The organism is Magnetospirillum sulfuroxidans, from assembly GCF_018224925.1.
Taxonomy (GTDB): Bacteria; Pseudomonadota; Alphaproteobacteria; order Rhodospirillales; family Magnetospirillaceae; genus Magnetospirillum; species Magnetospirillum sulfuroxidans.
This window is the reverse complement of sequence record NZ_JAGTUF010000009.1, coordinates 94,502-120,759: the sequence shown is the minus strand read 5'-3', so window position 1 is coordinate 120,759 and position 26,258 is coordinate 94,502. Positions and strand designations below refer to the sequence as shown.

The window sequence follows — 26,258 nt, the reverse complement described above, 5'->3', positions numbered from 1 at the left end:
CCGTGGCCCTGGTTCTGTACAACACCCTGACCCGTAAAAAAGAGGCGTTCACGCCGCTGCGTCCCGATCATGTCGGCATGTATGTGTGCGGCCCCACCGTCTATGATCGCGCCCATATCGGCAATGCCCGTCCGGTCATCGTTTTCGACGTGCTGTACCGGCTGCTGTCGCGGCTGTATCCGCAGGTGACCTATGTCCGCAACATCACCGACGTGGACGACAAGATCAATCAACGGGCCAAGGATTCGGGCGAGCCGATCGCGGTGATCACCGCGCGGACCACCCAGATGTTTCATGACGATATCGCCGCGCTGAACGCGCTGCCGCCGACCATCGAGCCGCGCGCCACCGCCCACATCGCCCAGATGATCGCCATGATCGAGGTCCTGGTGGCCAAGGGACACGCTTACGCGGCCGAGGGCCATGTGCTGTTCGAGGTCGGCAGCATGGCCGATTACGGCCAGTTGTCGCGCCGCTCCATGGACGAGATGATCGCCGGCGCCCGTGTCGAAATTGCCCCCTATAAAAAAAATCCGGGTGATTTCGTGCTGTGGAAGCCGTCTTCTCCCGATTTGCCCGGCTGGGATTCGCCCTGGGGCCGGGGCCGTCCGGGCTGGCATATCGAATGCAGCGCCATGGCCGGCGAATATCTGGGCCAGACCTTCGACATCCATGGCGGCGGCCAGGATCTGGTCTTCCCCCATCACGAGAACGAAATCGCCCAAAGCCAATGCGCCAACGGCGCCCCTTTCGCCCGCACATGGCTGCATAACGGCTATCTGATGGTCGAAGGCGAGAAAATGTCCAAATCCTTGGGCAATTTCTTCACCGTGCGTGAATTGCTGGAGAATGCCCCGGGTGAGGCTATCCGCCTGTGCATGCTGTCCACCCATTACCATCAGCCGTTCGATTGGACGGCAGAGGGGTTGAAGCAGGCCCGCGCCACCTTGGACCGGCTGTACACCGCCTTGCGCAATAGTGCCGATGTCGCGGTGCAGGCGGTGGACATTCCGGCGGCGGTGCAGGCGGCGCTGGAAGACGACCTCAATACCCCGCTGGCCATCGCCCATCTGCATGAATTGCTGGGGGCTTTGAACAAGGCCGAGGATGACGCCGCCAAGGCCGCCGCCCGCAATGCCCTGCTGGCGGCCGGTCAGGCCCTGGGGGTGTTGCTGCAAGACCCGCGAGAATGGTTCAAGTGGCAAGCCGACGGCGCCGCCGCAGGTCTGGACGAGGCCGAGATCGCCGCCTTGATCGATGCCCGCCTACAGGCGCGCAAGTCCAAGAACTTTGCCGAGGCCGACCGTATCCGCCAGCAACTGGCCGAGAACGGCATCGTCTTGGAAGATGGCCCGCAAGGCACCACTTGGAAGCGGGCGTGACGGCGGCGTCATCCCAATTCCTGCATTGGCGGGGCTGGCGGTTTCTCTCCGTTGCCCTGGTCGCCTTGCTGTTGCTGGGGCCGGCCATCTGGAACGGATATCCGCTGGTCTATTACGACAGCGAGGATTACGTCGAGATGGCGTTTTCCTGGCAGCCGATCATCTTCCGCATCATGACCTACGGGCTGGTGACCGCGCTGGCCCGGCCGTTTGACACCTTGTGGGTGATTCCGCTGTTCCAGGCGGCGTTGATGGCCTGGATGCTGCACGAAGCGGTGTGGGCGTGGATCGCCCGCTATCGGCCCCATGTCTATCTGGGCATGGGGGTGTTGCTGTCGCTGGCCACCGGTCTGCCCTGGGTTGTCGCTCAGGTGATGGCTGACATGTTCGCCGGCCTGACCATCTTGGGGATCGCCGTGCTGGCTTTTGGCACGGCGTTGCCGTTGTGGCGGCGGTTGCTGCTGATCCCGGTGGTTGGCCTTGCCATGTGCGTCCACATGACCCATGTGGCGGTGGCCTGCGGGCTGGTGTTGGTGCTGGCGGCCATGTGGTTGACCTCTCGGTTCAGCCTGCGCATGCCGCGTCCGCGTCTGCGATTGGTGCTGCCGGCGGTTTTTCTCGGCATCGCCATCGTGCCCATGGTCCATTGGCTCGCCACCGGCAAGGCTTATTTCAGCGCCTCGGGCCAAGTGCTGCAACTGGCCTTGTTCGTTCAAGACGGGCTGGCGCAAAAATATCTGGACGAGGTCTGTCCGCAAGGGGCCGATCTGAAACTGTGCGAGTATAAGGACGCCTTGCCGCAAACCGCCGATGACTTCCTGTGGGGGCCGTCGGTGTTTCAGCAATTGGGCGGCTGGGACGGCATGCAAGCCGAGGCGGCGACCATCGTCAAGGGCGCCATCGTCACTTTTCCCGCCGACGTGGCCAAGGCCATGGCCCATAACACCTTGACCCAATTGGATCTGATCGGCACCGGCGAGGATCTGGTGCCGATGAGCTGGCATTTCGTTAAGACCCAGTTGCGGCGTTATCCCGAGGATTTCCGCGCCTTTCGCTATGCCAAGCAGCAACGCCATGGCGGCATTGATTTCGAGTTGCTGAACCAAATTCACGTGCCCATCGGCCAAGCGGCGCAACTGGCGGCGTTGGTCATGCTGGCGGTGGCGTGGAAACGGCGCGACCGCATCAGCACCGGGCTGTTGTTGGTGGTGATTTTCGCCTTTTTGGGCAATGCCTTTGTCTGCGGGGCGCTGTCCAACCCGCATGACCGCTATCAAAGCCGGATCGTCTGGCTGGCTTTGTTCGCGGTGTCCATCGCCGCCATCCGGCTGGATCAGCGTTTCACCGTCAAACGCCCCGTGGCTTCAGCCGGTGAGGGCGGGGCCGTGCTGGATTACCCCGAGAAGCAAAACCAAGCCCAAAAGCAGGATCGCTCCGGCACCGGCCACGGCTAAGGCCCGCCGCAGCCACCCGCCGACGGCCGAGTCGCCGAACCGGCTTTCCAGCAAGCGATTGAGCCCCAAGGCCGACAGACCGATCCCCGAAACGGTGAGGGCGACGCCCAAGGCCATGGCCATGGTGGCGGCGATGCCCACCCATAACAAGCCGTTGGCCAGGGTGAACAGCAGCACCAAGATGGCGCCGGAACAGGGGCGGAAGCCCACCGCCGCCGCCATCGCCCACAAGGTGCGGCGCTCGCCCGCGTCGTCGTGGTGATGATGATGGTGAAGAGGGTGATCGCAGGGGGAATGGTCGGAATGATCATGGCCGCAGGCATGGCGGCCACGCAGGGCTTGAACCAGCATCCATGCGCCCATGACGGTGATCAAGGCATAGGACCCCGCTTCCAGCCATGCCGCCTGGGCCATGACGTCGCGCGGGGCCAGCGACAAAACGCCGGCCAGCAACAGCACGACGGCCACCGCCGAAATCCCCTGGATCGCGGCGGACAGACCGCAGGCGGCAAGGCCGTGGACGACGCGGGCGCGGTGGGTGGCGAACCACGAACCGATCACTACCTTGCCGTGACCGGGGCCGATGGCGTGAAAGATGCCATAGAGAAAAGCGGCGAGGAGGATGGTCAGCACGGGACGCCACGCCACCCCATCGGCCATCAGCGCCAGTTGCTGGCGCATCTCGCCGTTCAAGCCCCGTTGCAGGGTAAAGGCCCATTCGGCCAGCGACCGTAAAGGCTCTGGCAGCTCGAAACCGGTGGGGGCGGGCGGGGGGATCAGGCTCATGGTCGCCTTTCGTCTCGGCAAAAGCGAGTGTTATACTATAACGCTATCCATACAGGCCGACAGGCTCAGTCGCAACGGATATCCACTTTTTTGGGAAAGGCGATGCCGCCCAGCAATGGATTGCTTTTGTCTTCGCCGATTTCAGCCCGGCAGCCTTGCGAACCTTCGCCAATCAGTTTGACCGCCGCCGCGTTGGGGATGTCGATATCGATGTAGAAGCTTTCCTCGTAGGTGGAGACCTTGAACTTTTGCTGTCGCGGATCCACCGGGTGCGGCAGGGTCAGACGAAAAGCGTAGAGCAGCGCGTCCTTGTGCACCAAGACCTTGAAGTCGCTGGCCACCGGCCATTGCACCTTGTGGCCGTCGATATCGGCGAAGGTGAAATATTGGAACTGACGGGTATCTTGAAAGGCGTCTTTTTCGATGCTGGCGATTTCAGTCGGCGATAACGCGCCGTTCTTGTCGGCGTCGAAATCTTGAACCAGGCTGCCGGAATAGACCGGATCGAATTTCCAGCCCATTTGCAGGCCGACGATTTTTCCGGCCTCGAACAAAAAAACCAGATGTGAATCGATCAGAACGTGGGGATGGGCGCGGGCGGCGACGGGCACCAGCAACAAGGCCAGGGCGAAAAGCGCCGCCCGCATGATCAGGATGCGGCTTTCAGACGGGCGAAACCGGCTTCCAGATCGTGGATCAAGTCCTCGGCATCTTCCAGCCCGGCATGGTAACGCAGGCTACAGGCGGCATTGTCCCAGGCACTGGCGGTGCGGATGACGGAATGGCCATAGGTGGGGATGACCAGACTTTCAAACCCGCCCCAGGAAAAGCCCAGGCCGAAATGGGAATAGCCGTCCAACATGGCCTCGATCGCCGCCTTGGCGTGCGGCTTCAAGATCACTCCGAACAGGCCGCAGGCGCCGGTGAAATCACGTTTCCAGAGGGCATGGCCCGGATCGTCGGGCAAGGCGGGATAAAGCACGCGCTCGATTTCCGGCCGCGCGTGCAGCCAGCGGCACAGCGTCAACGCGGTTTCACCATGGCGTTTCAGCCGCACGGCCAGGGTGCGCAGGCCGCGCAGTCCCAGATACAATTCCTCGGCGCCGGGTGAATGGCCGAAGGCGGCGACCGAGGATTTGACCTTCAACCACGAATCCTCATCCGCCAGGGTGATGGCCCCCAGCATGGCGTCGGCATGGCCGACGATGTATTTGGTGCAGGCCTGGACGGAGACATCGATGCCATGGGCGAAGGGCTGGAAGCTCAGCACCCCCCAGGTATTGTCCATCATCACCACGGCGCCGTGAGCGTGAGCGATGGCGGCGATGGCCGGAATATCTTGAACCTCGAAGGTCAGCGAGCCGGGGGATTCGGTGAACACCACCCGCGTATTGGGGCGCAGCAACTGCTTGAGGCCGGCGCCGATCAGCGGATCGTAATAGGTGGTTTCGATGCCCAATCCGGTCAGGACCGAATCGCAGAATTTGCGGGTGGGGAAATAGGTGGTGTCGACCATCAACAGGTGGTCGCCGGCTTTCAGATAAGCCAACAACGCCCCGGTGATTGCCGCCAGACCGGACGAGGTGGCGACAGTCTTATGGCCGCCTTCAACCGCGGCCAGCGCTTCTTCGAAGGCATGGGTGGTGGGCGTGCCAAAGCGGCCATAGCGCACGCCCTCGAACGGCTTCTTGCCGCTGGATTCCATGGCGGCGACCGATGGGTGCAAGATGGTCGAGGCGTGATAGACCGGGGGGTTGACCGCACCGAAATGCTGTTCGGGGTGGCGGCCGGCGTGAACGATCAGGCTGTCTTTTTTCATGGCATCCGGAAGGGCGGCAAGGTCAGGCGAAAACCGCCGTCCATCCGTCGGCCCTTACAGCGATGTCAGGATGAAGGCGGCGATGACGAACAGGAAGGTCACGGCCAGAGGGCGCAAATCCACCTGTTGCTGGGCTTTGGCAATAGCTTGGCGACGACGCATCGGCAGCTCCTGTGATCCGAGGGAATCTCCCTTGCCGTCAAAGATGGGGAAGAAATCGGTGCCGGTCAATGTCCGGCGATGGAATTATATAAAAATACCGTCATCGCCCCCAGCATGGCGCCCAGGATCACCGCCAGCACCATCGCGCCCCAGCCAAATCCCGCTCGAGGCGGTGGTGGCGGCGCATTAAGCGGAGACGGGCCGGGATCCTCGTCGCTATCGGGGTTGGCCGCTTGCACGGCGGTCCAGGCCGGGGCGTCGTTGGCGCGGCGCTGCAACCCCGGCAGGCGGGCGCGCCAATCACGCAGGGTGTTTTGCGCATCGACCATGGACAAGGGTTCGGCCAGGGTGGAAATGTCGTGGCGGGCATGACGACGCAGCCGCAAGATCAATTCGGCGGTGGCTTGCAGGTAATTGTGGCCGGCGCCGCCATCGGGATCAAGCACCGCCACCGGCACCCCCAATTGCGCCGCTTCGGTAACCTTGGCATCGCTTTCGATGGAAACGCCGTAAACCTGATCGCCGAATTCAGCCCGCATGGAGCGGGCGACGTCGTCGCCGGCGGCATCCTCGCCGGTCATGGTCAACAAGATCCCGGCCACCGTCAACGACGCATTGGCGCCTTGGCGCAGGCGTTTGATTTCATGCCAGGTGTTGACCAGCCCCTCGTGCGAATAAGGGTCGGCGCGGGCCGGAATCAACACGGCGGCGGCGGCGCTTAGGGCGTTGCCGGTGATGGTGCCCAGCGAGGGCGGGCAGTCAATGATGACGATATGGGCGTGGCTGCCGATATTTTGGCTGGCGAAGGCTTCCCGCAGGGCTTGGTGCGATCGCTCATGCGCGGCCAATTCCATCTCGGCGGTGCGCAACTGCGTGGTTGCCGGCAGTAGCGACAGGCCGGGAAACTGGGTGGGAATCAGCGCATCTTCCAGCCGGACCCGGCCGGTGATGACATCCATGGCGCCGATGGGCGGCAGCGGCAAAATGCCGAAACTGCCGGTGGCGTTGCCCTGGGCGTCAAGATCGGCCAGCACCACCCGATAGCCGAAAGCCGCCAGACAGGTGGCCAGATTGCCCGATGTGGTGGTCTTGGCGACGCCGCCCTTGTGGTTGAACACGGCGATGATGGGCGGATAGATGGCCTTTGGCCGGGGCTCGATCATATCAGCCCTTGGCTTTTAAAGCTGACATGGCCCTTGCGACCGATGACCAGGTGATCATGCACCGAGATGCCGACGCCCTTTAGGGCGGTCTGTACCTGTCGGGTCATGTCGATATCGGCGCGCGACGGCGCCGGGTCGCCGCTGGGATGGTTGTGGACCATGATGATGGCGCTGGCGTTGAGGTCCAGGGCGCGCTTGACCACTTCACGCGGGTAAAGCGGGGTGTGGTCGACGGTACCCTGGCTTTGCAGCTCGTCGGCGATCAGCACGTTCTTGCGATCAAGAAACAGCAGGCGGAACTGTTCGGTCGGCAGCCGGCCCATGGCAATGGTGCAGTAATCAAGCAATTGTTCCCATTTGCTGATCACCGGCCGGTCAATCACCTGCAAACGGGCCATGCGGGTGGCGGCATGTTCGACCACCTTCAGATAGGCGGCGGTGGCGGCGGAAACACCGTGAAAACTTTCCAACACCTGGGCCGGGGCGGCCAGGACGTCGGCGAAGGTTTTGAATTCGGTGATCAGCGCCTTGGCCAGCGGCTTGGTATCCTTGCGCGGGATGACGCTGGCCAGCAGCAATTCCAGAATCTCGTAATCGGGCAGAGCGCCGGGTTCGGCCAGAAAGCGTTCGCGCAAGCGTTCGCGATGACCGGCATGATGCGGTTGCGGGACGGCGGAATCTTCCAATCCGGGGATGTCGTCGGACATGATCGGTACTATAGGCAAGAGCGGAGGGCACGTCCAGAGACGGCGCCGTCCGGCCAAGAATGGTCATGCGGTCTTGGGTTTGGCCAGGAAGCGGGCGAAGCCACCATAGGTGCGGACTGAAACGGAAATGTGGGGAGACATAGCCCCCTCCCTATACAAAAGACTCTTTGTCTGGGGAGTGAGTGCAATCCTTAATCATCCCAAGGATTCTTCGCCGCAAGCCCTCGTCATCCACGCTTTTTGGTGGTGGGGTGCCTCGTTTGAACTACATCATAAGCAGCTCAAAGACGGGTGCGGAAGGCTTCCAGCCAGGACAATCGGGTTTCCAGCGTTTCGATGTCGTGATCAAGCCAATCGATCAGATGACAGCCATCGCCATCGCCGGCAAAGGCGCCGCGCAAATCCAGCAGACGGGCCAGTTCGCTTTCGACCATTTCCAGCAGCAAATCGGCCTGGGCCTGCTGTTCCTTGACGTCGAGCAGATCAAGGAAGCGCATCTTCAAGGCGATGATCAGCTTGGACAGGTCGGTTCCGGGGCGCAGCCGGGCGGTCAGCAGGGTGTGCAATTCACGGCTGCCAGCTTCGGTGATGGTCAGTTGGGCATCGTCTTCCATGCCTTCGCCGCCGATGGCTTCGACCAGACCTTCGTAGCGCAGCAATTCGATGGACATGCCCATCAGGTCGATCTGTGGCCCGGCCACCCGGCTGATGAAATGACGGACGGAGCCGGCCAATTCGGAATAGCGGGTGGATTGACGCGCGATCATGCCCAACGCGCACAACCGTACGGCCTCTTTCGGCGTCAGTGTGTTATCGGTGAACATGGTCGGGTTCCTTTCCGGCCTAATTGCGAATTATTCGCAGAATGTAACGCAAGGGCGATGGGCGCGTCCAGTCCTTGTCGCATTATGCCAGAAAAGGCTGACGAACGGCTATAAGGGAGTTCCTGGTTGCTATGGTGTATTGCCGCTCACCGTCAGGTTGCTGATCGAGCCTGTTGACGTGACGCCGCTGTTGCCGGCACCGGTCAGCTTGTTGTTGATGATGCGGATGTCATTGCCGTTGCTGACATAGACGAGATTGGCACTGGATCCACTGACGGTGACCGTGTTGTTTTCGACCAGGGCATTGTTGGCGTTGAGGAAAAGCTGGATACCGTGGGACGACGTTCCCGTTGTCGAGATCGTGTTGCCCGTGATCGTCCCATCGGCCGAGCCGGTCAGCACCATGCCGATGGCTTGGTTGGCGATGGTGGTGATTTTGTTGCCGCTCACCGTCAGGTTGTTGGAGGAGCGCAGGTTCATGCCGGCGGCTTCCCCTTTGGTGACGATGGTGTTGTCGGTGATCTTGGTGTTGGCGCTGTTTTCCATGAACAGACCGGTGGCCGAGGTGTAGAAGCCGGTTCCCGTGGTGGTGTCATTGGTGGTGACGGTGTTGTTGGCGATGGTCGAGCCGGCGCTGTTGTAGAGCTGAATCCCCCGGCCGGCATAGCCGCTGGCGGTCAGGGTGTTGCCGCTGACGGTGATGGCGGCGCTGTTGTCGACGTAAAGGGCGGTGCCGTACTGGCCGCTGCCGGAGACGGTGTTGTTGCTGACGGTGCTGCCGCCGCCCTGGGTGATCCACAGGGCGTAAGCGTTGGTGGTGCCGTCGCCGTCGCCGGTGGTCGAGATGGTGTTGCCGCTGACGGTGCCCGCGCTTTGGTCCATGCGCAACGCCGTCGCCCCGGCCCCCGAGGCGGAAACAGTATTGCCGGTGACGTTCAGGCCGGAACTGTTGAGCAGCGAAAAGGCGGTTCCGTGCCAGCCGGTGGCACTGATCGTGTTGTTGGAAAAGGTGCTGTCGTCGGCGTTGTCGACCGATAGGGCGGACGACGACAATCCGCTTGCCCGTAAGGTGTTCTTGTTGACGGTCATGGACGAGCTGTTCTCGATCCGCAGAGCCGCCCCTTTGGCGCTGGTCAAGGTCGCCCCGATGATGCTGGCCCCGCTGATGCCGACGGCGGAGACGGCATTGCTGTCGTCGGCGGTATTGGTGTTTTCCACGATCAGTCCCGACAGCGTGCTGTTCGAGGACAAGGCCAGCACCGAGGTGCCGGCCAACGATCCGGTCAGGGTGCCGCTGCTGCCGGGAACGGAAAAACTGACCGATTTGCCGCTGCTGGAACCGGTCAAGGTGATGACGCTGCCGCCGCTGCTGAGAGTCTGTCCCTGACCCAAGGTCAGTTGTGAGGACACGGTGGTGGTGCCGTTCAAGACGATCAGCTTGCCGGCGCCGGCGGCATTGATGGCGGCTTGGGCCGTCGCCCCGTCGGTGATGGTGGTGACACCGGAAAGCGTCTGGCCACCCAAGGTCGCCGCTTCGCTGATGGTGGCGCTTTGGGTGACGATATCGACGTCGCGAACCAGCGGGTCGGTCATGCGGCGCTCTTGCGGCGACAATCGCCGCGCCGTGGTTTCCGCCTGTAACGGAATGCGCAGTTTCAGACCGAAGAAATGCTGGGTGCCACGGGCATCGTCGCGCTGAAGTTCGCCGCTGAAGGTGACGCGTGATCCGGGTAGGGCTTCGATCGGGTCGTACAGGCGGAATTCCAGGCGGGCGCGGGGACCGGCCACGGATTCACTGGATTCGGCGTCGAACCAATAACCACCGCCATAGATTCGCATTTCGGCGTTGCGGTCGGCGGCGAAGATCGGCACCCGCCAGCCCAATTCGGCATCACCGCCGTGATAGACCCGCTCCATGCCGGAGAGGATTTGGATGGTCCCGCCCGACAGGTCCACCTGCGTACTGTTCTCGACCTCATGGCTTTTGTTGCCGATGGGGATATAGGCATTGATGCGGGCGTCGAAATCCGGCCCCAATGCTTCGATGCCGGTGGTGATCTGGCTGAAATAGTGATTTTCCGACGACCGGCGGCGATCAAAGAAGCCATAGATGCCCAGGTTCCAGCCATCATCTTGCATGGCGCGATAGCCCAGGCCGAAATTGCCTTCCCGCTGGCTCAGATTGTCAAAGTTGGTTCTGAGGTCCAAGAACAGCAGATTACGGTCGTCCTGAGCCACCGGCAGGAACAGGTCAAGCTCGCCGATACGGCGATTTTCGCTGGCCTTGATCCCGCTATCGACCGATGCGCCCCACTTTGGTTGCTCTGCTCGCACAGGGGACAGCGGCAAAGAGGAAAGGGCGGTGGCGGCCAGACATAAGGCTTGTCTCGCCGTCACGCTCGGTCGCGTGGTTTTCTTTTTCAAGCCGATTGCCCCAGAACAACGCCCAAACCGCCGATGCGGTATTCCCCTCCCTTCAATACGACTATTCGCCCGAAGTTCAAATCAACGGGCGTTCATCTTCAATCCGGGGGTGAAACAGGGCCGCGGCCCCGGAATTGTGCCGGGGGCCGCGTTGTTCGCTGGGGCTGTGCTAAACCAGTTTCAGCTAAAGCGGAAACTGGTTTAGATTTCAAAAGTGGCCCGTGACGGGCCGCTCAGGCGCCGCTCCGGCTTATCGCATGTCCACGCTTCGCGTGAAAATGCTCTAATAGGCCAGTTGGAAGCGCACCGGCTGGCCGGCGGGGTCGCCGATCAACTGGCCGTCGCTCATCACCAGCCGGCCGCGGATGATGGTGGCCATGGGCCAGCCCTTGACTTTCTTGCCGTCGAACGGGGTCCAACCGCACCGGCTGACGATCCACTGGTTGGTGATGGTGCGTTCCGCCTTCATGTCGACCAGGGTGAAATCGGCGTCATAGCCCAGGGCGATGCGGCCCTTGCCAGCCAGATTGTAGATGCGTCCCGGTCCGGCCGAGGTCAGATCGACAAAGCGTTCCAGCGTCAGCCGGCCTTCGTTGATGTGGTCCAGCATCAGCGGCACCAGGGTCTGCACTCCGGTCATCCCCGATGGCGATTGCGGATAGGGCTTGTCCTTTTCCTCGCGCGTGTGCGGGGCGTGGTCCGAGCCCAGAACATCCACCGTGCCGTTGGCGATGGCCCGCCACAGGGCGCCGCGATGATGGTTCTCGCGGATTGGCGGGTTCATCTGGGCATAGGTGCCCAGGGTCTCATAGCAATCAGGCGCGGTCAGGGTCAGGTGCTGGGGGGTGGTTTCCACCGTCACCAGATCCTTGTGGGCGGCGAGGAATTCCATTTCCTCGGCGGTGGTCACATGCAGCACATGGACGCGGCGCTTGGCCGCCTCGGCCAGCTTGACCAGACGCTGGGTGGCGATCATGGCGGTTTCGGCGTCGCGCCAGATGTGGTGGGCGCGGGGGTGGCCGGCGGCATCGGCGATGTGCTTGCGGGCGACCAGCCGGGACTCGTCCTCGCAATGGACGGCGACGCGGCGATATCCTTGCGCCATCACCTTGGCCAGGGTCTCGTCGTCGGCGACCAGCAAGTTGCCGGTGGAGGACCCCATGAACACCTTGATGCCGGCGCAGCCGGGGATGCGTTCCCATTCGGCCAGATGATCAATGTTGTCGGCTGCCGCACCCAGAAAGAAGGCGTGATCGGTCCAGGCACGGCCTTGGGCGCGGGCCAGCTTGTCCTTCAATTCCACATCGGTGGTGGTGCCGGGCTTGGTGTTGGGCATCTCGAAGATGGCGACGACGCCGCCCATGGCGGCGGCGGCGGTGCCGGTGGACAAATCTTCCTTGTGCTCCAGCCCCGGCTCGCGGAAATGCACCTGGGTATCGATGACCCCCGGCAGGACGTGCAACCCGGTGCAGTCGATCTTGTCGGCCATGGGCTGGCCGCGCAGATCGCCGATGGCGGTGATACGGCCGCCTTGGATGCCGATATCGGTGGTGCCGGTGCCGTTGGGGCTGACCACGGTGCCATTGGCCAGAACCAGATCGAAGCTTTGGGACATGATTACCTCGCGGACAGGGTCTCGAACGCGTCGCCATGGGCTGCGACGCCTAGTATATGGGTTTGATGCCACAAGGCATAGAACAGCAACGACCAGCGGGCAAAGGCGGTCTTGTCGCCGGCATCGGCGAACAGCTTTTCCACTCGACCTGGGACGGCGATTTCGGCGATCCCCGCTTGGGCGGCGACCAATGCGCCGATGGCGGGACGTGCCGCCATCCACGGCCCCACCGGCACGGTAAAGCCGCGTTTGGCATCGAAAGGGCGGGCGGCGGGCATGGCCTTGTCCAGCCACAGACGCAGCAGGTGTTTGCCCTGGCCATGGCGGACTTTCCAGCGGTCGGCCAGGGAAAAGGCGAAATCGGCGACCACCGGGTCAAGGAATGGCACCCGGCCTTCGATGGCATTGGCCATCAGGCAGCGATCAGCCTTGATCAACAAATCATTGGCCAGCCAATCGGTGCAATCCATGGCCTGGGCCGCTTGCAGGCGGGTGCGGCCGGGAACGGCGCAGCATGCGGCTTCGCTCTGGGCGTAACGGTCGCGCCAGCCCGGCATCGGCTGCAACACGTCCAGCTTGTCGAAGATGCCTTTGCGGCGCATGCGTTTGCACAACGGCCAGGGGCGCATGACCTTGCGATAGCGGCCATAGCCGCCGAACAATTCGTCGCCGCCTTCGCCCGACAAGATGATCTTGACGTCCTGACCGGCGCGGACCGCCAGCTTGAAGGTGGGCAGGCAGGCGTAATCGGCGGCGGGGTCGTCCATGGCGGCGGCGACTTGCGGCAACAGGCGCCAGAAATCGGCCTCGGTGAATTCCACCTCGATGTGTTCGGCCCCGACCTGGCGGGCCAGGGCACGGGCGTGCGCGCGTTCGTCATGGGCGGCGCTGCCGGGGAAGCCGGCGGTATAGGCCAGCACCGGGCGCGGATTGAGCCGGGCCATCAACGCCAGCAACACCGACGAATCGATGCCGCCGGACAGGAACATGCCATAGGGCACGTCGGCGCGCTGGTGCAGGTCGACCGAATCGGTCAGGACCCGGTCCAATTGGTCGAGCAGCGAATCGGCGCCGCCGCCCCGGCTGCCGCCGCGGGGCAGGGCCGGGCGCAGCCGGGCCAATCTGATCCGACCGGCTTCGATGACCAAAGTGGCGCCGGCGGGAACACGGGAAACGCCGGCGAAGATGGTTTCTTCACCACAGGTGAACTGCAATTGCAGCAATTCGGCGCGGGCCTGCGGGGTGACCCTGGCGGTTACCAGCCCGGCCTTGATCAGCGCCTGGGCTTCCGAGGCGAAGGCGATGCCCCAGCTGCCCTGGGCCAGATAGAGCGGTTTGACGCCAAAGGGGTCGCGTGCCAACACCACCACGTCGCGGAGGGGGTCGTGAATGGCCAGGGCGTACATGCCGCGCAGCTGATCGGCGAAGTTTTCGCCGTCGCGGGCGTACAGATGCAACGGCGGCTCGCTGTCCGAGGCGGTGGTGAAGCTGATGCCGTCCAGTTGGTCCCGCAATTCGCGGTAATTATAGATTTCGCCGTTGGCGACGATGGCGCGGCCATCGGCGTCAAGGATGGGCTGGCGTCCGCCTTGCAGATCAATGATCGACAGCCGGTTCTGGATCAGCCCGACATTGCCGCGCAGATAGCGGCCGCGTCCATCGGGGCCGCGATGGGCCAGCGCTTCGGCCAGCCGGTCGAGAATGGCTTCATCGGGGGTCTGTCCGGTGGGGACGATCAGCCCGGCGATGCCGCACATCAGCGGCTGACCTGTTGGAAAAACGTCAGATAGCGTTCGACCACGGCGGCTTCGGTGAATTGCGATTGATAGGCGGCGTGGCCGGTGCTGGCCAGCCGTGCCGACAGTTCCGGGTCGGCCAAGGCGCGGTTGATGGACGCGGCCATGGCCTCGGCATCGTCGATGGGACAGAGCAGACCGTTTTCGCCGTCGAAGATCAGTTGCGACGGCCCTTCCGCCGCGGCGGCGACCACCGGCTTGGCTTGTGCCCAGGCTTCGATCACCACATTGCCCAGGGGTTCGTGGCGCGAGGGGCAGACGAACAGATCGGCGGCGGCGAACAACGCCGCCACATCCTCGCGCCAGCCAAGGAAGCGGGTGCGCGAGATCACTCCCAGCCGGGCGGCTTGGCGTTCCAACTCGCCCAGCAGCGGTCCATCGCCGGCAATCCACAGATAGGCCTCGGGCACTTGGGCCAGGGCGTTGATCAGGGTATCGAAGGCCTTGTTGGGGTGCAGTCGGCCCAAGGCCAGGATCACCGGCACGCCGCCGGGGGTCGAGAACGTCTTGCGGGTGACGGCGGCGGCGCGGGTTTCGGCGACGAAATTGGGGACGTAATGGGCATGATCGGCCGGCCAGCCTTGATCGACGATCCAGTTGCGGATGTCGGCGGTGTTGCCGATCAGGTGTTGGCAGCGGCGATAATATTTCAGATCGTAATAACCGCCCAACCGCCCGACCTGGACGAAATTCCCCCTGGGGCAGAATTTGCTGGCCCGGTTCATCCAGGTCAGCACATGGCTGGGCTTGAATTGGGTGATGGCGCGGCGAAAGCCATAATGGGTGGTCAGATCCAAGGGGCCGCCGAACGGCAATTCGGTGACGCTGACCCCGGCGGCCCGCAGATGGGCGGCCCGGCGGGCATTTTGCCGGATCAGCACATGCTGATCGATTCCGGCCTTTTGCAGGGCGATGGCGAGACGTTCGAAAAATGCCTCGGCACCGCCGTGTTCGGCTCCGGCCATGGCTTGTAAAAGACGGGTCATGCCAGCAACGTCTCCAGTTTCTCCGCCGCCGCATCCCAGGTGCGGCCCTGGTACAACGCACAGGCTTCCGCTCCCAGGCTGGCGCGGGTTTCAGTCTTGTTCAGCAGCATCGCCGTCAGATTGGCGAAAGCCTCGTCGTCGGGGGCGACGTAGGCGGAAGCGCCGTTGGCGACGCGTCCCGGTGCCGCCCCCAGTGGCCGCAACACCGCCGGGGTGCCGCAAGCTTGGCTTTCCATCAAGGTAAAGGCGGTGCTGTCATCGGGATGGCCGGGATACAGATGAACCATGGCCTGACGGTAGGCTTCGGCCATCAGGGCGTCGCCTTGGGGGCGGAACACCTCGACGCCATCGCCCTTGGCGGCGACGATCTTGGCCGCCAGATCCTCGAGCCCCGGCTCGACGCCGCCGCCCTCATTCATTTTAGCCAAAGAGGTGGAATGGATGTGCAATTGGGCGTCGGGGGCCTGGGGACGAATTTTGTTCACCCACAGATCAATCAGCCAGGGCAGGCCGTGGGCCGGGTGAGTGGTGACGATGGCGCGGGGGGGGCGTTCCGGCGCCGTGTCAGGCTTGGCCTGGAAATCGGATTTCAGCGCGGCGGGCAGCAAGGCCACTTTCAGGCCATTGGCCCGCCATCCCTCGGCCTGGACTTCCGAACACAACAAAATCGTCGGCTTCATGTCTTGCAAGGTCGCGCGGGTGGATTTCTTCTCGAGCATGCGTCCCGGTGCGGTGTGCCACAGCACCCGTCGCTTGGCCTGGCGGACAAAACCCAACAATTCGGGCTTCCTGAGGGCGATCAGCACATCGGTCAGCAACGGCTTTTTCGCCTCGAAGGTTTCCCATTGGGCGCCTTCGATGAACATGGACCAGCGGCAGCGATTAAACACCGAAACCGTGTGTCCGCGCCGGGCCAAGGCCCCGGCCAGGGCGGCGAAGCCCTTTTCCGCCCCGCCCAACGGGCGGGACGAGGCGGTATAGCCGTCGAAGGGGATGGAATCGTCAACCAGGGTGATATGCATGGTGCCCCTTATATACGGCCAGGAACGGGGGTTGCCAAGCGGCCCTGATTGTCCCACCTTTTCTTCATCCGCCGCCCACTCCTACTTGAAGGCAGCTTTTCATGCCCGCATATCAGTTCACCCGTTTGCCCCGTGCCGTTTTGGTCGTGGCCGGCGACGACCGCAAGACCTTTTTGCAAGGCCTGATTTCCAACGATATCGCCAAGGCTGGCGCCGACAAGGCGTTGTGGGCGGCATTTCTGACCCCACAGGGAAAATTTTTGTGGGATCTGTTCATCGTCGAGGACGGTGAGACCGTGCTGATTGACGTCGAGGCCGCCACCGCCGAGGCGTTCCGCAAGAAAATGTCGCTGTACAAGCTGCGTTCGAAGGTCACGATCACCGCCTCGGATCTGGCGGTGTTCGCCGTCTTCGGCGGCGATGGCCCCTTGCCGGCCGGTGCGGTGGCCGATCCCCGGCTGGCCGGGATGGGCGGCCGGCTGTACGCCGCCGAAGTGCCGACGGGACTGGCCGAGGTTCCGCTGGCCGTGTGGGATGGCTTGCGCTTTGCCCTCGGCGTGCCCGATGGCAGCCGTGACATGGTCGTCGATAAATCCTTGCTGCTGGAAAATGGCTTTGACGAGCTGGGTGGCGTCGATTTCAACAAGGGCTGCTATATGGGCCAGGAATTGACGGCACGGACCAAGTATCGCGGATTGGTGCGGAAACGCTTGTTGCCGGTGACGTTCGACGGCGCGGCGCCGGCGGCGGGAAGCCCGGTTCTGGCCGGCGAAATCGAGGCAGGCGAGATGCATTCCGGCGGAGACGGCGCCGGATTGGCCATGTTGCGGCTTGAACACGTGCGGGCGGGGACGGCGCTGATGTGTGGCGGCAAGGGGCTGAATGTCACCATCCCCGCCTGGATGGTCTTGCCCGAAAGCGAATAATCAATCGATGGTGGGGTCATTGGCGGCAAGGATGGTGCCGTCGGTGTCCGAATAAAAGCAATAGCCGTTGCGGCCGGAATGCTTGACCCGGTACATGGCCAGATCGGCGGCTTTGCACACCTCTTCGATCGTGCTGCCATCAAGGGGGAACAGGGCGACGCCGATCGAGGCGCCGACCTTGCAGTCATGGCCATTGAAGACGGCGGGAACTTCCATGGCGTCGAGGATTTTCTTCGCCACCAGCGCCGCTTCCCCCAGCCGGGTGATTTCTTCGACGACGACGACGAATTCGTCGCCGCCGACGCGCGACACCGTGTCCGACGACCGCACGCACAAGGCCAGCCGGCGCGAAACTTCCTGCAAGACGAAATCGCCGGCTTCGTGTCCCAAGGTGTCGTTGATCGGCTTGAACTTGTCCAAATCGACGTACAGCACCGCCATGTGGCCGCCGTGGCGCTTGATGCGGGCCAGAGCGTGGTTCATGCGGTCATTGAGCAAATTGCGGTTGGGCAGGCCGGTCAAGGTGTCGTGGTGAGCCAGCCGGCGAATGCGGTCTTCGGCCTCCTTGCGTTCGGAAATGTCGCGCAAGATGGCGGTGAACAGGCGGTGCCGGCCGTGGCGCAATTCGCTGACCGAGATTTCCATGGGGAACATGGAGCCGTTCAGGCGCAGGCCCAGCCCTTCGATTTGGCGTCCCATCAGAGTGGGGAACAGGCCGGACATATAGGCATCGAAAAAACGGATGTGGTTATCGCGGGCGCTGCTCGGCAGCAATTCGGTCATGTCGCGGCCGACCAATTGACCGCGCGAATAGCCGAACATGCGCTCGGCCGCCGGATTAGCCGATTCAATGCGGCCCGAATCATTGATGGTGACGATGCCTTCGGCGACCGAGGCCAGAACCCCTTGCAGCCTTTCCTCTCGCTCGCGCAGGGCTTCGGCCGATTTGACGAATTTCGAGATGTCGCGGGCCTCGACCAAGAAGGTATCGGCGGCAGAGGGGGCTTGGCGCACCCGCAGCTCGGCTTCGAACACTTGGCCGTCTGCGCGCGCCAGCTTCAGCGGCAGGAAATCTTCCTCGGCCAGCAATTCCCAGCCGGCTTCCATCAGGAAGCGGTAATCCTCGACGACGAAGCTTTCAAAGGGTTCATCCTGGGCGTCGGCGGCCGAGGATAGCCCCAGCATGCGCACGCCGGCATTGTTGAGGAACAGCACTTTACCGTCATGCAAAAGACAGACAAGGGAGGACACGAGCTCGAGAAGCTCGCGGTCAAGTACGACGGACGCGGAAATTCCCGCCATGGCTGCCGTCAACTCGCTTTCCCCCATGTTCATCGCAAAGATGGTCAACGCAACGCCGCGCCGTGTCAATACGCGTGATAGCTCTGCGGAAAATACTTTGGTCAGACCACTTTCAAGCTGGCGTTCAACTGTGCCAGGCGCCGAAAGGGCGACAGGCCTGGCGCCAGGCTTAAATCGCCGGCGCGCGCCACGCCTTCGCGGCCCCAGCGTTCGCGCACGGCCTCGACCAGCCATTGCTGAGCCTGGAGATGGCGGGTCTGTTCCAGGCGGTGGCCGTCGCCCAGGAAGTCGCGGTGGGAATCGATGGCGGCGATCAGCGCGTCGACGCCTTCGCGCCGCAGGGATGACACCATCAGCACCGGCACGTCCCAGCCGTCATTGTCATCGCCGCCGCCTAACGACAGGGCGCCCAGCACGTCGGAACGGGCGCGGCTGGCCGCCTGTTCCATGTCGGCCTTGGTCACCACCACCACATGGGGGATTTCGGCGATGCCGGCCTTCATGAATTGCAACGAATCGCCCGATCCCGGCTGCACGCAAAACAGCACGGTGTCGGCGACGCCGACCACGTCGGTTTCGCTTTGGCCGACCCCGACGGTTTCGATCAGCACCACGTCATACAGCGCCCGCATCAGCACCATGGACGAGACCGTCAAGCCGGCCAAACCGCCCAGACGATCCCGCGCCGCCATCGAGCGGACGAAGATGTCTTGATCCTCGGGGTCGGTGGACAGCCGGGTGCGGTCGCCCAACAACGCGCCGCCCGACCGTCGCGACGACGGATCGACGGCGATGCAGGCGACGCGGCGGCCGTCCCGCCGCCAGCCGCTGATCAGCGCGTTCATCAGCGTTGATTTGCCGACGCCGGGCGGGCCGGTCATGCCGACCACATGGGCGGTCGGCGCGGCATGGGCGGCGTCAAGCAGGTCGATGGTTTCGCCGGCGTCGGGGGCGCGTTCCAATTGGGCCAGGGCACGGGCCAAGGCAGCCTTGCCACCGACACGAAGAGAAGAGAGATTCATGAAGCCTCGGGACAGTGGCGGTGCCGCCATTGTTCCCGCCCCAGCCCGGCAGGTCAAGCCGGCCAACTAGTCAAGCGGTCTGCGCGGTGATATGGTCCGGGCATGAATACTCAACGTCGCCTCCCCTTGTTCGTGCTGGCTGTCAGCGTCGTCGCCCTGGCCACCGCTTACACGGCGCAATACGGTTTCGGCCTGCGTCCCTGCGTCTTGTGCCTGACTCAACGGGTGCCTTTTGCCATCGCCGGCCTGCTGGCGGTGCTGGCGTTGCTGCGGCCTTTGTCATGGCAACGATTGCTGATGACCCTGGCCGGCCTGGCTTTTCTGATCAATGCCGGCATTGCCGTCTATCACGTCGGCGTCGAGCAGAAATGGTGGGAATCGGCCTGTAGCGGCAGCGATGGCGCGAAAGTCTCCATGGCCGACCTGTCGGCGCTCATGCGCAAACCGGCCGAGGCCCGTTGCGATGAACCGGCATGGGAGTGGCATGGCGTCACCATGGCCGGCATGAATATTGCCTTTTCCGGCGGTCTGGCCCTGCTGGTGCTGTCCGCCCTTGGCCGAAAGGGGCGTCGATGACCGCGCAGACCGCTGACAATCGCATTCCCGGCGATCTGACCCGCGAACAGGTTTTGGCCCGGATCCTGCGCGTCGATCAGGCCGGCGAATTGGGAGCCGTGCGCATCTATCAGGGCCAGCGCGCCGTGCTGGGGCGGGGGCGGCATGGAGCGTTGCTGGCCAAGATGGCGCAACAGGAACAGCATCATCTTGATACCTTCAGCGCGCTGATCGGCGAACGTGGCGTGCGGCCGACGCTGATGGCGCCCTTGTGGCATGTGGCCGGCTTTGCCTTGGGGGCGGGGACCGCCTTGCTGGGCGAGCGCGTCGCCATGGCCTGCACCGTGGCGGTGGAAGAGGCCATCGACGAACATTACGCCGCCCAAGCGGCGATTTTGGGGGATGACGAGGCCGAGTTGAAGGCCACCATCGAGGAATTCCGCCTAGAAGAGTTGGAGCACCGCGACATCGGCCTTGCCAACGAAGCGGAAAAAGCCCCGGCTTATCCGCTGTTGTCCTCGGCCATCAAGGGGGGGTGCAAATTGGCCATTTGGCTGTCCGAGCGGATATGAGCTGGACCAATCGAGTGCGCCGGCAGGCGTAACAAAACGTTACCCTGTGTTACCTTTTGCCTTGCTCCGGCCATTTCCCTGACACAGTCTGACGTTAGTTTCAGTCATCGACATGATGACCCGAGGCGACAATGACCATTCCCTATCGCTCGCAATACCGCAATCCGCTGCGGCGGCTATGCGCCATCCACCTGAGCCGGCTGAGTCGGGTTCTTGGCCGTCCGGTGCTGCAATTAGGCGGCGCGGCGCTGATCATCTTGGGGGCGACCGTGTGGCTGCATCAACGCACGCCGGAATTGCCGGGCGGTGGCACCGTCGATTTGCGGGCCTCGGGCGAATATGTGCAACCTTCCAAGGCAGGATGATCATGACCGGTATTTTGTGGCGCAAACACATCACCGCCGCGACCGCGGCCCTGTTCTCGGTGGTTGGCCTGTCAGGCACGCTGATTTTCTTCCACCTGGGCGAAAGTCTGCTGAAGGGGCTGCATGAATGGCTGGGGCTGGGCTTCGTCGTTCTGGCCGGTCTGCATGTTTGGCGCAATGGTCCGGCCTTTATCAAGCTGATGACCAAGCCGGCGACCCATGCCGCCTTTGCCCTCGCCGTGGTGGCGGCCGGTGGTTTCATGCTGGCCAGCGGCGGGGAAGACAGCGGCAATCCCATGCGTCGGTTCGTCCAGGCGGCGGAAAACGCACCGCTGAGTGCGCTGGCGCCGGTCATCGGCATCAGCGAGCCGGTGCTGGTCGAACGCTTGACCCAAGCCGGCGTGCCGGTGAGCGCCATGACCATCTCGTTGAAGCAATTGTCCGATCATTCCGGCATGCCGGTGCCGGCATTGCTGAACGCGGCGGTGACGACGAAAAAATAATCACGCGTGTCACGCCGTGGGGGGCGTCCAGATTTTTGCGCCGTGTAACTTTTCTTTTGCCGGGATCGAACACATCTTCACAACACCGCGCCAAGGAAAATGCCGCCATGCTGATTCGTCCCGCTGCCGATATTCGCCCATCCGAAATCACTGATCACGCCGTCTATCTGGATCGGCGGCGGTTCTTGGCCGTGGGCGCGGCTTTGGGGACGGTGCTGGCGGCGGGGAAGGGGATGGCGGCGACGTCCGACGACGCGCCGACGCCGTTCGAGGCGGTGACCACCTATAACAATTACTATGAGTTCGGCACCGCCAAGGAAGATCCGGCGGTGACGGCGCCGGGGCGTTTGAAGGTGTCGCCGTGGTCGGTGACGGTGGACGGCGAATGCGGCCGTCCCGGCACCATCGGCCTGGAGGATCTGATCAAGCCGGTGACGCAGGAAGATCGCCTTTACCGGCTGCGCTGCGTCGAAGGCTGGTCCATGGTCATTCCCTGGCAGGGGGTGCCGCTGGCCGCCGTGCTGAAACGGTTCGAGCCCAATTCAAAGGCCAAATACGTGGAATTCACCACCTTGGCCGACAAGGCGCAGATGCCCGGCATTCGGGTGGCGGTGCTGGACTGGCCTTATGTCGAGGGGTTGCGTCTGGACGAAGCCATGCACCCGTTGACCCTGTTGGCCACCGGGCTGTATGGCCAGGCGCTGTTGCCGCAGAACGGCGCGCCGCTACGGCTGGTGGTGCCGTGGAAATACGGCTTCAAATCGATCAAATCCATCGTTCGCATCCGGTTTAGTGAAACCCAGCCGCTGAATTCCTGGCAAAAGGCCAATCGGCGGGAATACGGCTTTTATTCCAACGTCAATCCCGAGGTCGATCACCCGCGCTGGTCCCAGGCGAGCGAACGGCGCATCGGCGAGTTCCGCCGGCGCAAGACCTTGATGTTCAACGGCTATGCCGACCAGGTTGCCGGGCTGTATGCCGGCATGGATCTGCGGGCCGATTACTGATGCGCTGGTTGAAACCCGCCGCTTTCACCGTGTCGCTGCTGCCGCTGGCGTGGCTGGCCTGGCAGGCGAGCTATGGTTCGCTGGGGGCCAATCCGGTGGAATTCATCAACCGCTATCTGGGCGATTGGGCGTTGCGCTTTTTATTGATCGCCCTGGCGGTGACGCCGGTGCGGCGCTGGAGCGGTTGGAACCGCTTGGCCCGGTTGCGCCGGATGATGGGGTTGTTCGCCTTTTTCTATGTCTTCCTGCACCTGGCGTCTTATGTCGGACTTGACCTGTTTTTTGATTGGGCGGCGCTGTGGAAGGACGTGCTTAAGCGCAATTACATCACGTTGGGGATGGTCGCGGTTCTTTTGCTGACGCCATTGGCGGTGACCTCGACCGATGGCATGATCCGTCGGCTTGGAGGAGCCCGTTGGCGCCGGCTGCACCAGTTGGTTTATGTCGCCGGTATTTTGGCGGTGGCGCATTTTTGGCTGATGGTCAAAGCCGATATCCGCGAACCGCTGGCCTATGCGTTGATTTTGGCGGTGCTTTTGGGGTGGCGCCTCTGGGGTTTCGCCGGGCGGCGGCTGCGGGCATAATGCCCGCATGAGCAAGACCATTCCCTTGACGGCAATCATGCTGCTTTTGGTCACCCCGGCCTTGGCCCAGGTGAAATTCAAGCGTTGTCTGACCCAGCAGGAAGTGAAAGTGGAACAACTGGTCCGCCACGGCATTTTCCTGCGGGAAGGCGGCAATCGCTGCGATGAGGATTACAATCCCGGCACCGCCAAGATGTGGAAGGATTTCGACAGCCAATTCGGGACCCGGCTGGCGCAGCAGACCGGACGCCGCAAAAAGCTGTTCGAACGGGAATTCAAGGCCAATCCGATCGAGGTGATGACCTATTTCGATGGCCGGCTGGTCACCTATTACCGCTATTATCCGCTCAGTGTCGCTTATTGCGGTCACATCGACAAATTGCTCAAGGAAGTGACCCGCGGCGGTTGGAATGTCTTCGCCAAGCAATCGGCCATCGTACAAGCTGACGTCATCACCGATCTGAAGATTTGCCCTTGAGGCAAAAGAAAACCGCCCCGGCCTTGCGACCGGGGCGGTTTTCGTGCCGAACGGGCCGAAGCTTACGCTTCTTCGCCGCCAGTCGAAGCCAGATACATGATCAGGCAGACGAAGGTGGCGGTCAGGGCCAAGCCCACATAAATCATGAAGCTCAGCGGGTTGGCGGTGCTCGGAGCGGAAACCGCGCCGAAGAACAGGCTGCCAACCACCGAAGTGGAAAGATACAGGGCGATCACCAGCACACCGGCGACGGTCAGGCCGAGAACCTTGGGAAGGACGCTCATGAGACAGGCTCCTAAAAATTTCATATGCCGGCTCACAATAGCCGGCCCCCTCGGCCAAAACCTCTACCAGATTGTGGTCTTATCTTAAAGGGTAATCAGCCATGATCTGAGGGAAAAGCCGCTTCGCGTCGGCTGGTCTGTTCTTGCTGGGCAAACCCTGCTACCTAGAAGGGGGCGAAATCTCGCCGGCAGGGGATGAAAAATGACCAAGACCCACCCGATCACGCTGGACGATGCCGAGATCGAATCCGTCGTCGCCGGCACGCATGGCGACCCGTTCGCTATTTTAGGGCCGCATCACGGCAGCGCCGGCTGGCATTTACGGGTGTTCGCCCCCGAGGCGGCGCGGGTGTGGGCCATCGGCCCGGCGGGCGAGACGGAGCTGCCCCGCGTGCACGGCGCCGGCTTTTTCGCCGCCCCGCTGAGTGATGCCCTGGCCGCGTCCTATCGCCTGCGCCTCGCGGTTGGCGGGCGGATGCTGGAACGCGAAGACCCCTATCGGTTCCCGGTGTTGTTGGGGGATTTGGACATCCATCTGCTGATGGAAGGTCGCCATTTGCGCACTTTCGAGAAGCTGGGGGCTCATCTTTTGGTGGCCGATGGCGTCGCCGGCACCCATTTCGTCGTCTGGGCCCCCAATGCCAGCCGGGTTTCCGTGGTGGGCGATTTCAACGGCTGGGATGGCCGTCGTCATGTCATGCGCTTGCGCCACAATGCCGGGGTGTGGGAATTGTTCATCCCTGGTCTCGCCAACGGCACCCACTACAAATATGAACTGATCGACCGCCATGGCGCCTTGTTGCCGCTGAAGGCCGATCCTTATGGCCATTTCGCCGAGGTGCCGCCGCGCACCGCTTCCATTGTCGCCGATTTGGCGGATCGGGATTGGGCCGATGGCGGCTGGATGGCCGCCCAGGCCAAGCGCAACGACCGTCACGCCCCGATTTCCATCTACGAAGTGCATTTGGGCTCGTGGATGCGGGTGCCCGAAGACGGCAACCGCATGCTGACCTATGTCGAGCTGGCCGACAAATTGTCGGCCTATGTCAAGGATATGGGATTCACCCATGTCGAGTTCCTGCCGGTGCATGAACATCCGTTTTCCGGCTCGTGGGGGTATCAGCCGGTGGGGCTGTTCGCGCCGACGTCGCGCCATGGCGATCCCGACGATTTCCGTCTGCTGATCGAGCGTCTGCACGTCAACGGCATCGGGGTGATCATTGATTGGGTCGCCGGTCACTTCCCCCGCGACGCCCATGGCCTGCATTATTTCGACGGCACCCATTTGTATGAGCACGAGGACCCGCGCCTTGGCCTGCACAAGGATTGGGATACCTATATCTATAATTACGGCCGCACCGAAGTGTGCAATTTCTTGTATTCCAACGCCCTTTACTGGATCGAGCACTATCACATCGACGGTCTGCGCGTCGATGCGGTGGCGTCCATGTTGTATCTGGATTATTCGCGCAAGGCCGGCGAATGGCTGCCCAACCGCCATGGCGGCAACGAGAATCTCGAGGCCATCGATTTCCTGCGGCGGATGAACGAAGTGGTCTATGCCGAACATCCCGGCGCCATGACCATCGCCGAGGAATCCACCGCCTGGCCCGGCGTGTCCAAGCCGACCTGGACCGGAGGCTTGGGCTTTGGCTTCAAGTGGAACATGGGCTGGATGCACGACACGCTGGATTATTTCAGCAAGGACCCGATCCATCGGCGCTATCACCACGACAAACTGACCTTCGGATTGCTCTACGCCTTTACCGAAAACTTTGTCCTGCCGTTGTCCCATGACGAGGTGGTGCATGGAAAGGGCAGCATCCTGGGCCGCATGCCTGGGGATGAATGGCAGCGTTTCGCCAATCTGCGCGCCTATTACACCTTTATGTGGACCCATCCGGGCAAGAAGCTGCTGTTCATGGGCCAGGAATTCGGCCAGCAAAGCGAATGGAATTGCGAGGAATCGCTGGACTGGGACGTGCTGCGCTATCCGCTGCATCAGGGCGTGCAGCGGCTGGTGCGCGACCTGAACCGGCTGTACCGGGTCGAGCCGTCGCTGCATCAGCTTGACCACGATCCGGCCGGCTTTGCCTGGATCGACTGTAATGACCGCGACAATTCGGTTCTGTCTTACATGCGCAAAGGCTTCGACGAGACCGATTTTTGCATCGTCATCTGTAATTTGACGCCGGTGGTTCGTTATGATTACCGCGTCGGCGTGCCTTTGGGCGGGGATTACCGCGAGGTGTTCAACAGCGATTCCCAATGGTATGGCGGCTCTAATATCCATAACGGCGATGGCTGCACCGCCGAGGACGAACCTTGGCAGGGACAGCCCTTGTCCATGGCGGTTACCTTGCCGCCGCTGGCCACCTTGGTGCTCAAGCGGGCTTAGAGCACGATTCGTTGATTTTGGTGGCCGATTTTCCAGATGGACGGTTCATGCACGCGAACCTTCTGTCTGGATCTGATCATTAAGCCATCGGCATATTCCAAGAAGGTGGGATAGAATTTTCA

General features: G+C 62.6%; 25 protein-coding genes. 11 read left to right on the top strand and 14 right to left on the bottom strand.

Features of this window, described 5'->3' with window-relative positions; all coding sequences use genetic code 11:
- The first annotated feature begins 2 nt into the window (after positions 1–2).
- Together cysS and KEC16_RS11195 are read left to right on the top strand one after the other, a co-directional pair.
- The gene (gene cysS / locus KEC16_RS11200; protein WP_211548867.1) at positions 3–1,382 is read left to right on the top strand and encodes a cysteine--tRNA ligase; all 1,380 of its coding nucleotides are present in this window, start codon (positions 3–5) and stop codon (positions 1,380–1,382) included.
- Positions 1,379–2,836, top strand: coding sequence for a hypothetical protein (locus tag KEC16_RS11195; RefSeq protein ID WP_211548866.1), 1,458 nt, complete (start codon positions 1,379–1,381; stop codon positions 2,834–2,836). Before cysS ends, KEC16_RS11195 begins: the two co-directional genes overlap by 4 nt.
- Here KEC16_RS11195 and KEC16_RS11190 read toward each other — a convergent pair.
- From KEC16_RS11190 to KEC16_RS11140, 11 genes are all read right to left on the bottom strand, one after another.
- Entirely contained in the window at positions 2,747–3,622 is an 876-nt protein-coding gene (locus tag KEC16_RS11190; RefSeq protein WP_211548864.1) for a nickel/cobalt transporter, read from the bottom strand. The two genes, KEC16_RS11195 and KEC16_RS11190, sit on opposite strands and share 90 nt — an antisense overlap.
- A gap of 65 nt (positions 3,623–3,687) precedes the next feature.
- Positions 3,688–4,269 carry a DUF1007 family protein gene (locus KEC16_RS11185; protein WP_211548862.1) on the bottom strand — a complete coding sequence of 194 codons (582 nt, stop codon included), beginning with the start codon at positions 4,267–4,269 and terminating at the stop codon, positions 3,688–3,690.
- Between the two features lie 2 nt (positions 4,270–4,271).
- The gene (gene metC, locus KEC16_RS11180) at positions 4,272–5,441 is read right to left on the bottom strand and encodes a cystathionine beta-lyase (RefSeq protein ID WP_211548860.1); all 1,170 of its coding nucleotides are present in this window, start codon (positions 5,439–5,441) and stop codon (positions 4,272–4,274) included.
- A 227-nt stretch (positions 5,442–5,668) separates the two neighbouring features.
- Positions 5,669–6,766 carry a ParA family protein gene (locus KEC16_RS11175; protein ID WP_211548858.1) on the bottom strand — a complete coding sequence of 366 codons (1,098 nt, stop codon included), beginning with the start codon at positions 6,764–6,766 and terminating at the stop codon, positions 5,669–5,671.
- Positions 6,763–7,473 (bottom strand): RadC family protein, encoded by a 711-nt coding sequence (gene radC / locus KEC16_RS11170; protein ID WP_211548856.1) that lies wholly within the window; start codon positions 7,471–7,473, stop codon positions 6,763–6,765. Before radC ends, KEC16_RS11175 begins: the two co-directional genes overlap by 4 nt.
- A gap of 281 nt (positions 7,474–7,754) precedes the next feature.
- Positions 7,755–8,297, bottom strand: a complete 543-nt coding sequence (locus KEC16_RS11165) for a hypothetical protein (RefSeq protein ID WP_211548854.1) — start codon at positions 8,295–8,297, stop codon at positions 7,755–7,757.
- A 129-nt stretch (positions 8,298–8,426) separates the two neighbouring features.
- Positions 8,427–10,694, bottom strand: a complete 2,268-nt coding sequence (locus KEC16_RS20130; RefSeq protein WP_211548852.1) for a right-handed parallel beta-helix repeat-containing protein — start codon at positions 10,692–10,694, stop codon at positions 8,427–8,429.
- Positions 10,695–11,004: 310 nt separating this feature from the next.
- Positions 11,005–12,336 carry a dihydroorotase gene (locus tag KEC16_RS11155; protein ID WP_211548850.1) on the bottom strand — a complete coding sequence of 444 codons (1,332 nt, stop codon included), beginning with the start codon at positions 12,334–12,336 and terminating at the stop codon, positions 11,005–11,007.
- A 2-nt stretch (positions 12,337–12,338) separates the two neighbouring features.
- Positions 12,339–14,093 carry an asparagine synthase (glutamine-hydrolyzing) gene (gene asnB, locus KEC16_RS11150; RefSeq protein WP_211548848.1) on the bottom strand — a complete coding sequence of 585 codons (1,755 nt, stop codon included), beginning with the start codon at positions 14,091–14,093 and terminating at the stop codon, positions 12,339–12,341.
- Positions 14,093–15,118, bottom strand: coding sequence for a glycosyltransferase (locus KEC16_RS11145; protein ID WP_211548846.1), 1,026 nt, complete (start codon positions 15,116–15,118; stop codon positions 14,093–14,095). Before KEC16_RS11145 ends, asnB begins: the two co-directional genes overlap by 1 nt.
- A complete protein-coding gene (locus tag KEC16_RS11140) occupies positions 15,115–16,140 on the bottom strand; it encodes a glycosyltransferase (protein ID WP_211548844.1) in 1,026 nt (341 codons plus the stop codon). The genes KEC16_RS11145 and KEC16_RS11140 overlap by 4 nt, the downstream gene beginning before the upstream one ends.
- 101 nt (positions 16,141–16,241) lie before the next feature.
- On the opposite strand from KEC16_RS11140, the gene ygfZ reads away from it, so the two are divergent.
- A complete protein-coding gene (gene ygfZ, locus KEC16_RS11135; protein WP_211548842.1) occupies positions 16,242–17,066 on the top strand; it encodes a CAF17-like 4Fe-4S cluster assembly/insertion protein YgfZ in 825 nt (274 codons plus the stop codon).
- Here ygfZ and KEC16_RS11130 read toward each other — a convergent pair whose 3' ends face one another.
- On the bottom strand, positions 17,067–18,416 hold the full coding sequence (locus KEC16_RS11130; RefSeq protein ID WP_249209104.1) for a diguanylate cyclase domain-containing protein: 1,350 nt from the start codon (positions 18,414–18,416) through the stop codon (positions 17,067–17,069).
- 53 nt (positions 18,417–18,469) lie between these two features.
- A complete protein-coding gene (locus tag KEC16_RS11125) occupies positions 18,470–19,390 on the bottom strand; it encodes an ArgK/MeaB family GTPase (RefSeq protein ID WP_211548840.1) in 921 nt (306 codons plus the stop codon).
- A 102-nt stretch (positions 19,391–19,492) separates the two neighbouring features.
- Between KEC16_RS11125 and KEC16_RS11120 the strand changes: the two genes are divergently transcribed.
- The 7 genes from KEC16_RS11120 to KEC16_RS11090 all read left to right on the top strand — a co-directional run bounded on the left by KEC16_RS11120 (position 19,493) and on the right by KEC16_RS11090 (position 23,454).
- Entirely contained in the window at positions 19,493–19,966 is a 474-nt protein-coding gene (locus KEC16_RS11120; RefSeq protein WP_211548837.1) for a disulfide bond formation protein B, read from the top strand.
- Positions 19,963–20,517 carry a demethoxyubiquinone hydroxylase family protein gene (locus KEC16_RS11115; protein WP_211548835.1) on the top strand — a complete coding sequence of 185 codons (555 nt, stop codon included), beginning with the start codon at positions 19,963–19,965 and terminating at the stop codon, positions 20,515–20,517. Before KEC16_RS11120 ends, KEC16_RS11115 begins: the two co-directional genes overlap by 4 nt.
- Before the next feature lie 131 nt (positions 20,518–20,648).
- Positions 20,649–20,882, top strand: a complete 234-nt coding sequence (locus tag KEC16_RS11110) for a hypothetical protein (protein ID WP_211548833.1) — start codon at positions 20,649–20,651, stop codon at positions 20,880–20,882.
- A 2-nt stretch (positions 20,883–20,884) separates the two neighbouring features.
- Positions 20,885–21,385 (top strand): DUF4405 domain-containing protein, encoded by a 501-nt coding sequence (locus KEC16_RS11105; protein WP_211548831.1) that lies wholly within the window; start codon positions 20,885–20,887, stop codon positions 21,383–21,385.
- A 107-nt stretch (positions 21,386–21,492) separates the two neighbouring features.
- The gene (gene msrP, locus KEC16_RS11100; protein ID WP_211548829.1) at positions 21,493–22,392 is read left to right on the top strand and encodes a protein-methionine-sulfoxide reductase catalytic subunit MsrP; all 900 of its coding nucleotides are present in this window, start codon (positions 21,493–21,495) and stop codon (positions 22,390–22,392) included.
- A complete protein-coding gene (locus tag KEC16_RS11095) occupies positions 22,392–22,976 on the top strand; it encodes a protein-methionine-sulfoxide reductase heme-binding subunit MsrQ (protein ID WP_211548827.1) in 585 nt (194 codons plus the stop codon). The genes msrP and KEC16_RS11095 overlap by 1 nt, the downstream gene beginning before the upstream one ends.
- 7 nt (positions 22,977–22,983) lie before the next feature.
- Entirely contained in the window at positions 22,984–23,454 is a 471-nt protein-coding gene (locus KEC16_RS11090) for a hypothetical protein (RefSeq protein WP_211548825.1), read from the top strand.
- Between the two features lie 62 nt (positions 23,455–23,516).
- Here KEC16_RS11090 and KEC16_RS11085 read toward each other — a convergent pair whose 3' ends face one another.
- Positions 23,517–23,738: a hypothetical protein gene (locus KEC16_RS11085; protein ID WP_211548823.1), complete on the bottom strand. Its 222-nt coding sequence runs from the start codon at positions 23,736–23,738 to the stop codon at positions 23,517–23,519.
- A gap of 202 nt (positions 23,739–23,940) precedes the next feature.
- On the opposite strand from KEC16_RS11085, the gene glgB reads away from it, so the two are divergent.
- Positions 23,941–26,136, top strand: coding sequence for a 1,4-alpha-glucan branching protein GlgB (gene glgB, locus KEC16_RS11080; protein WP_211548821.1), 2,196 nt, complete (start codon positions 23,941–23,943; stop codon positions 26,134–26,136).
- Positions 26,137–26,258: the final 122 nt, after the last annotated feature.

Bases quoted from the DNA above. Each gene is read 5' to 3' on its own strand.
- KEC16_RS11175 (WP_211548858.1), bottom strand. From the start codon at position 6,766: ATGATCGAGCCCCGGCCAAAGGCCATCTATCCGCCCATCATCGCCGTG.
- KEC16_RS11085 (WP_211548823.1), bottom strand. From the start codon at position 23,738: ATGAGCGTCCTTCCCAAGGTTCTCGGCCTGACCGTCGCCGGTGTGCTG.
- KEC16_RS11105 (WP_211548831.1), top strand. From the start codon at position 20,885: ATGACCGGTATTTTGTGGCGCAAACACATCACCGCCGCGACCGCGGCC.
- msrP (WP_211548829.1), top strand. From the start codon at position 21,493: ATGCTGATTCGTCCCGCTGCCGATATTCGCCCATCCGAAATCACTGAT.
- KEC16_RS11120 (WP_211548837.1), top strand. From the start codon at position 19,493: ATGAATACTCAACGTCGCCTCCCCTTGTTCGTGCTGGCTGTCAGCGTC.
- KEC16_RS11165 (WP_211548854.1), bottom strand. From the start codon at position 8,297: ATGTTCACCGATAACACACTGACGCCGAAAGAGGCCGTACGGTTGTGC.
- KEC16_RS11140 (WP_211548844.1), bottom strand. From the start codon at position 16,140: ATGCATATCACCCTGGTTGACGATTCCATCCCCTTCGACGGCTATACC.
- metC (WP_211548860.1), bottom strand. From the start codon at position 5,441: ATGAAAAAAGACAGCCTGATCGTTCACGCCGGCCGCCACCCCGAACAG.
- glgB (WP_211548821.1), top strand. From the start codon at position 23,941: ATGACCAAGACCCACCCGATCACGCTGGACGATGCCGAGATCGAATCC.
- KEC16_RS11185 (WP_211548862.1), bottom strand. From the start codon at position 4,269: ATGCGGGCGGCGCTTTTCGCCCTGGCCTTGTTGCTGGTGCCCGTCGCC.
- KEC16_RS11155 (WP_211548850.1), bottom strand. From the start codon at position 12,336: ATGTCCCAAAGCTTCGATCTGGTTCTGGCCAATGGCACCGTGGTCAGC.
- KEC16_RS11190 (WP_211548864.1), bottom strand. From the start codon at position 3,622: ATGAGCCTGATCCCCCCGCCCGCCCCCACCGGTTTCGAGCTGCCAGAG.
- asnB (WP_211548848.1), bottom strand. From the start codon at position 14,093: ATGTGCGGCATCGCCGGGCTGATCGTCCCCACCGGACAGACCCCCGAT.
- KEC16_RS11115 (WP_211548835.1), top strand. From the start codon at position 19,963: ATGACCGCGCAGACCGCTGACAATCGCATTCCCGGCGATCTGACCCGC.
- KEC16_RS11110 (WP_211548833.1), top strand. From the start codon at position 20,649: ATGACCATTCCCTATCGCTCGCAATACCGCAATCCGCTGCGGCGGCTA.
- KEC16_RS11090 (WP_211548825.1), top strand. From the start codon at position 22,984: ATGAGCAAGACCATTCCCTTGACGGCAATCATGCTGCTTTTGGTCACC.
- KEC16_RS11145 (WP_211548846.1), bottom strand. From the start codon at position 15,118: ATGACCCGTCTTTTACAAGCCATGGCCGGAGCCGAACACGGCGGTGCC.
- KEC16_RS11095 (WP_211548827.1), top strand. From the start codon at position 22,392: ATGCGCTGGTTGAAACCCGCCGCTTTCACCGTGTCGCTGCTGCCGCTG.
- radC (WP_211548856.1), bottom strand. From the start codon at position 7,473: ATGTCCGACGACATCCCCGGATTGGAAGATTCCGCCGTCCCGCAACCG.
- KEC16_RS11125 (WP_211548840.1), bottom strand. From the start codon at position 19,390: ATGAATCTCTCTTCTCTTCGTGTCGGTGGCAAGGCTGCCTTGGCCCGT.
- ygfZ (WP_211548842.1), top strand. From the start codon at position 16,242: ATGCCCGCATATCAGTTCACCCGTTTGCCCCGTGCCGTTTTGGTCGTG.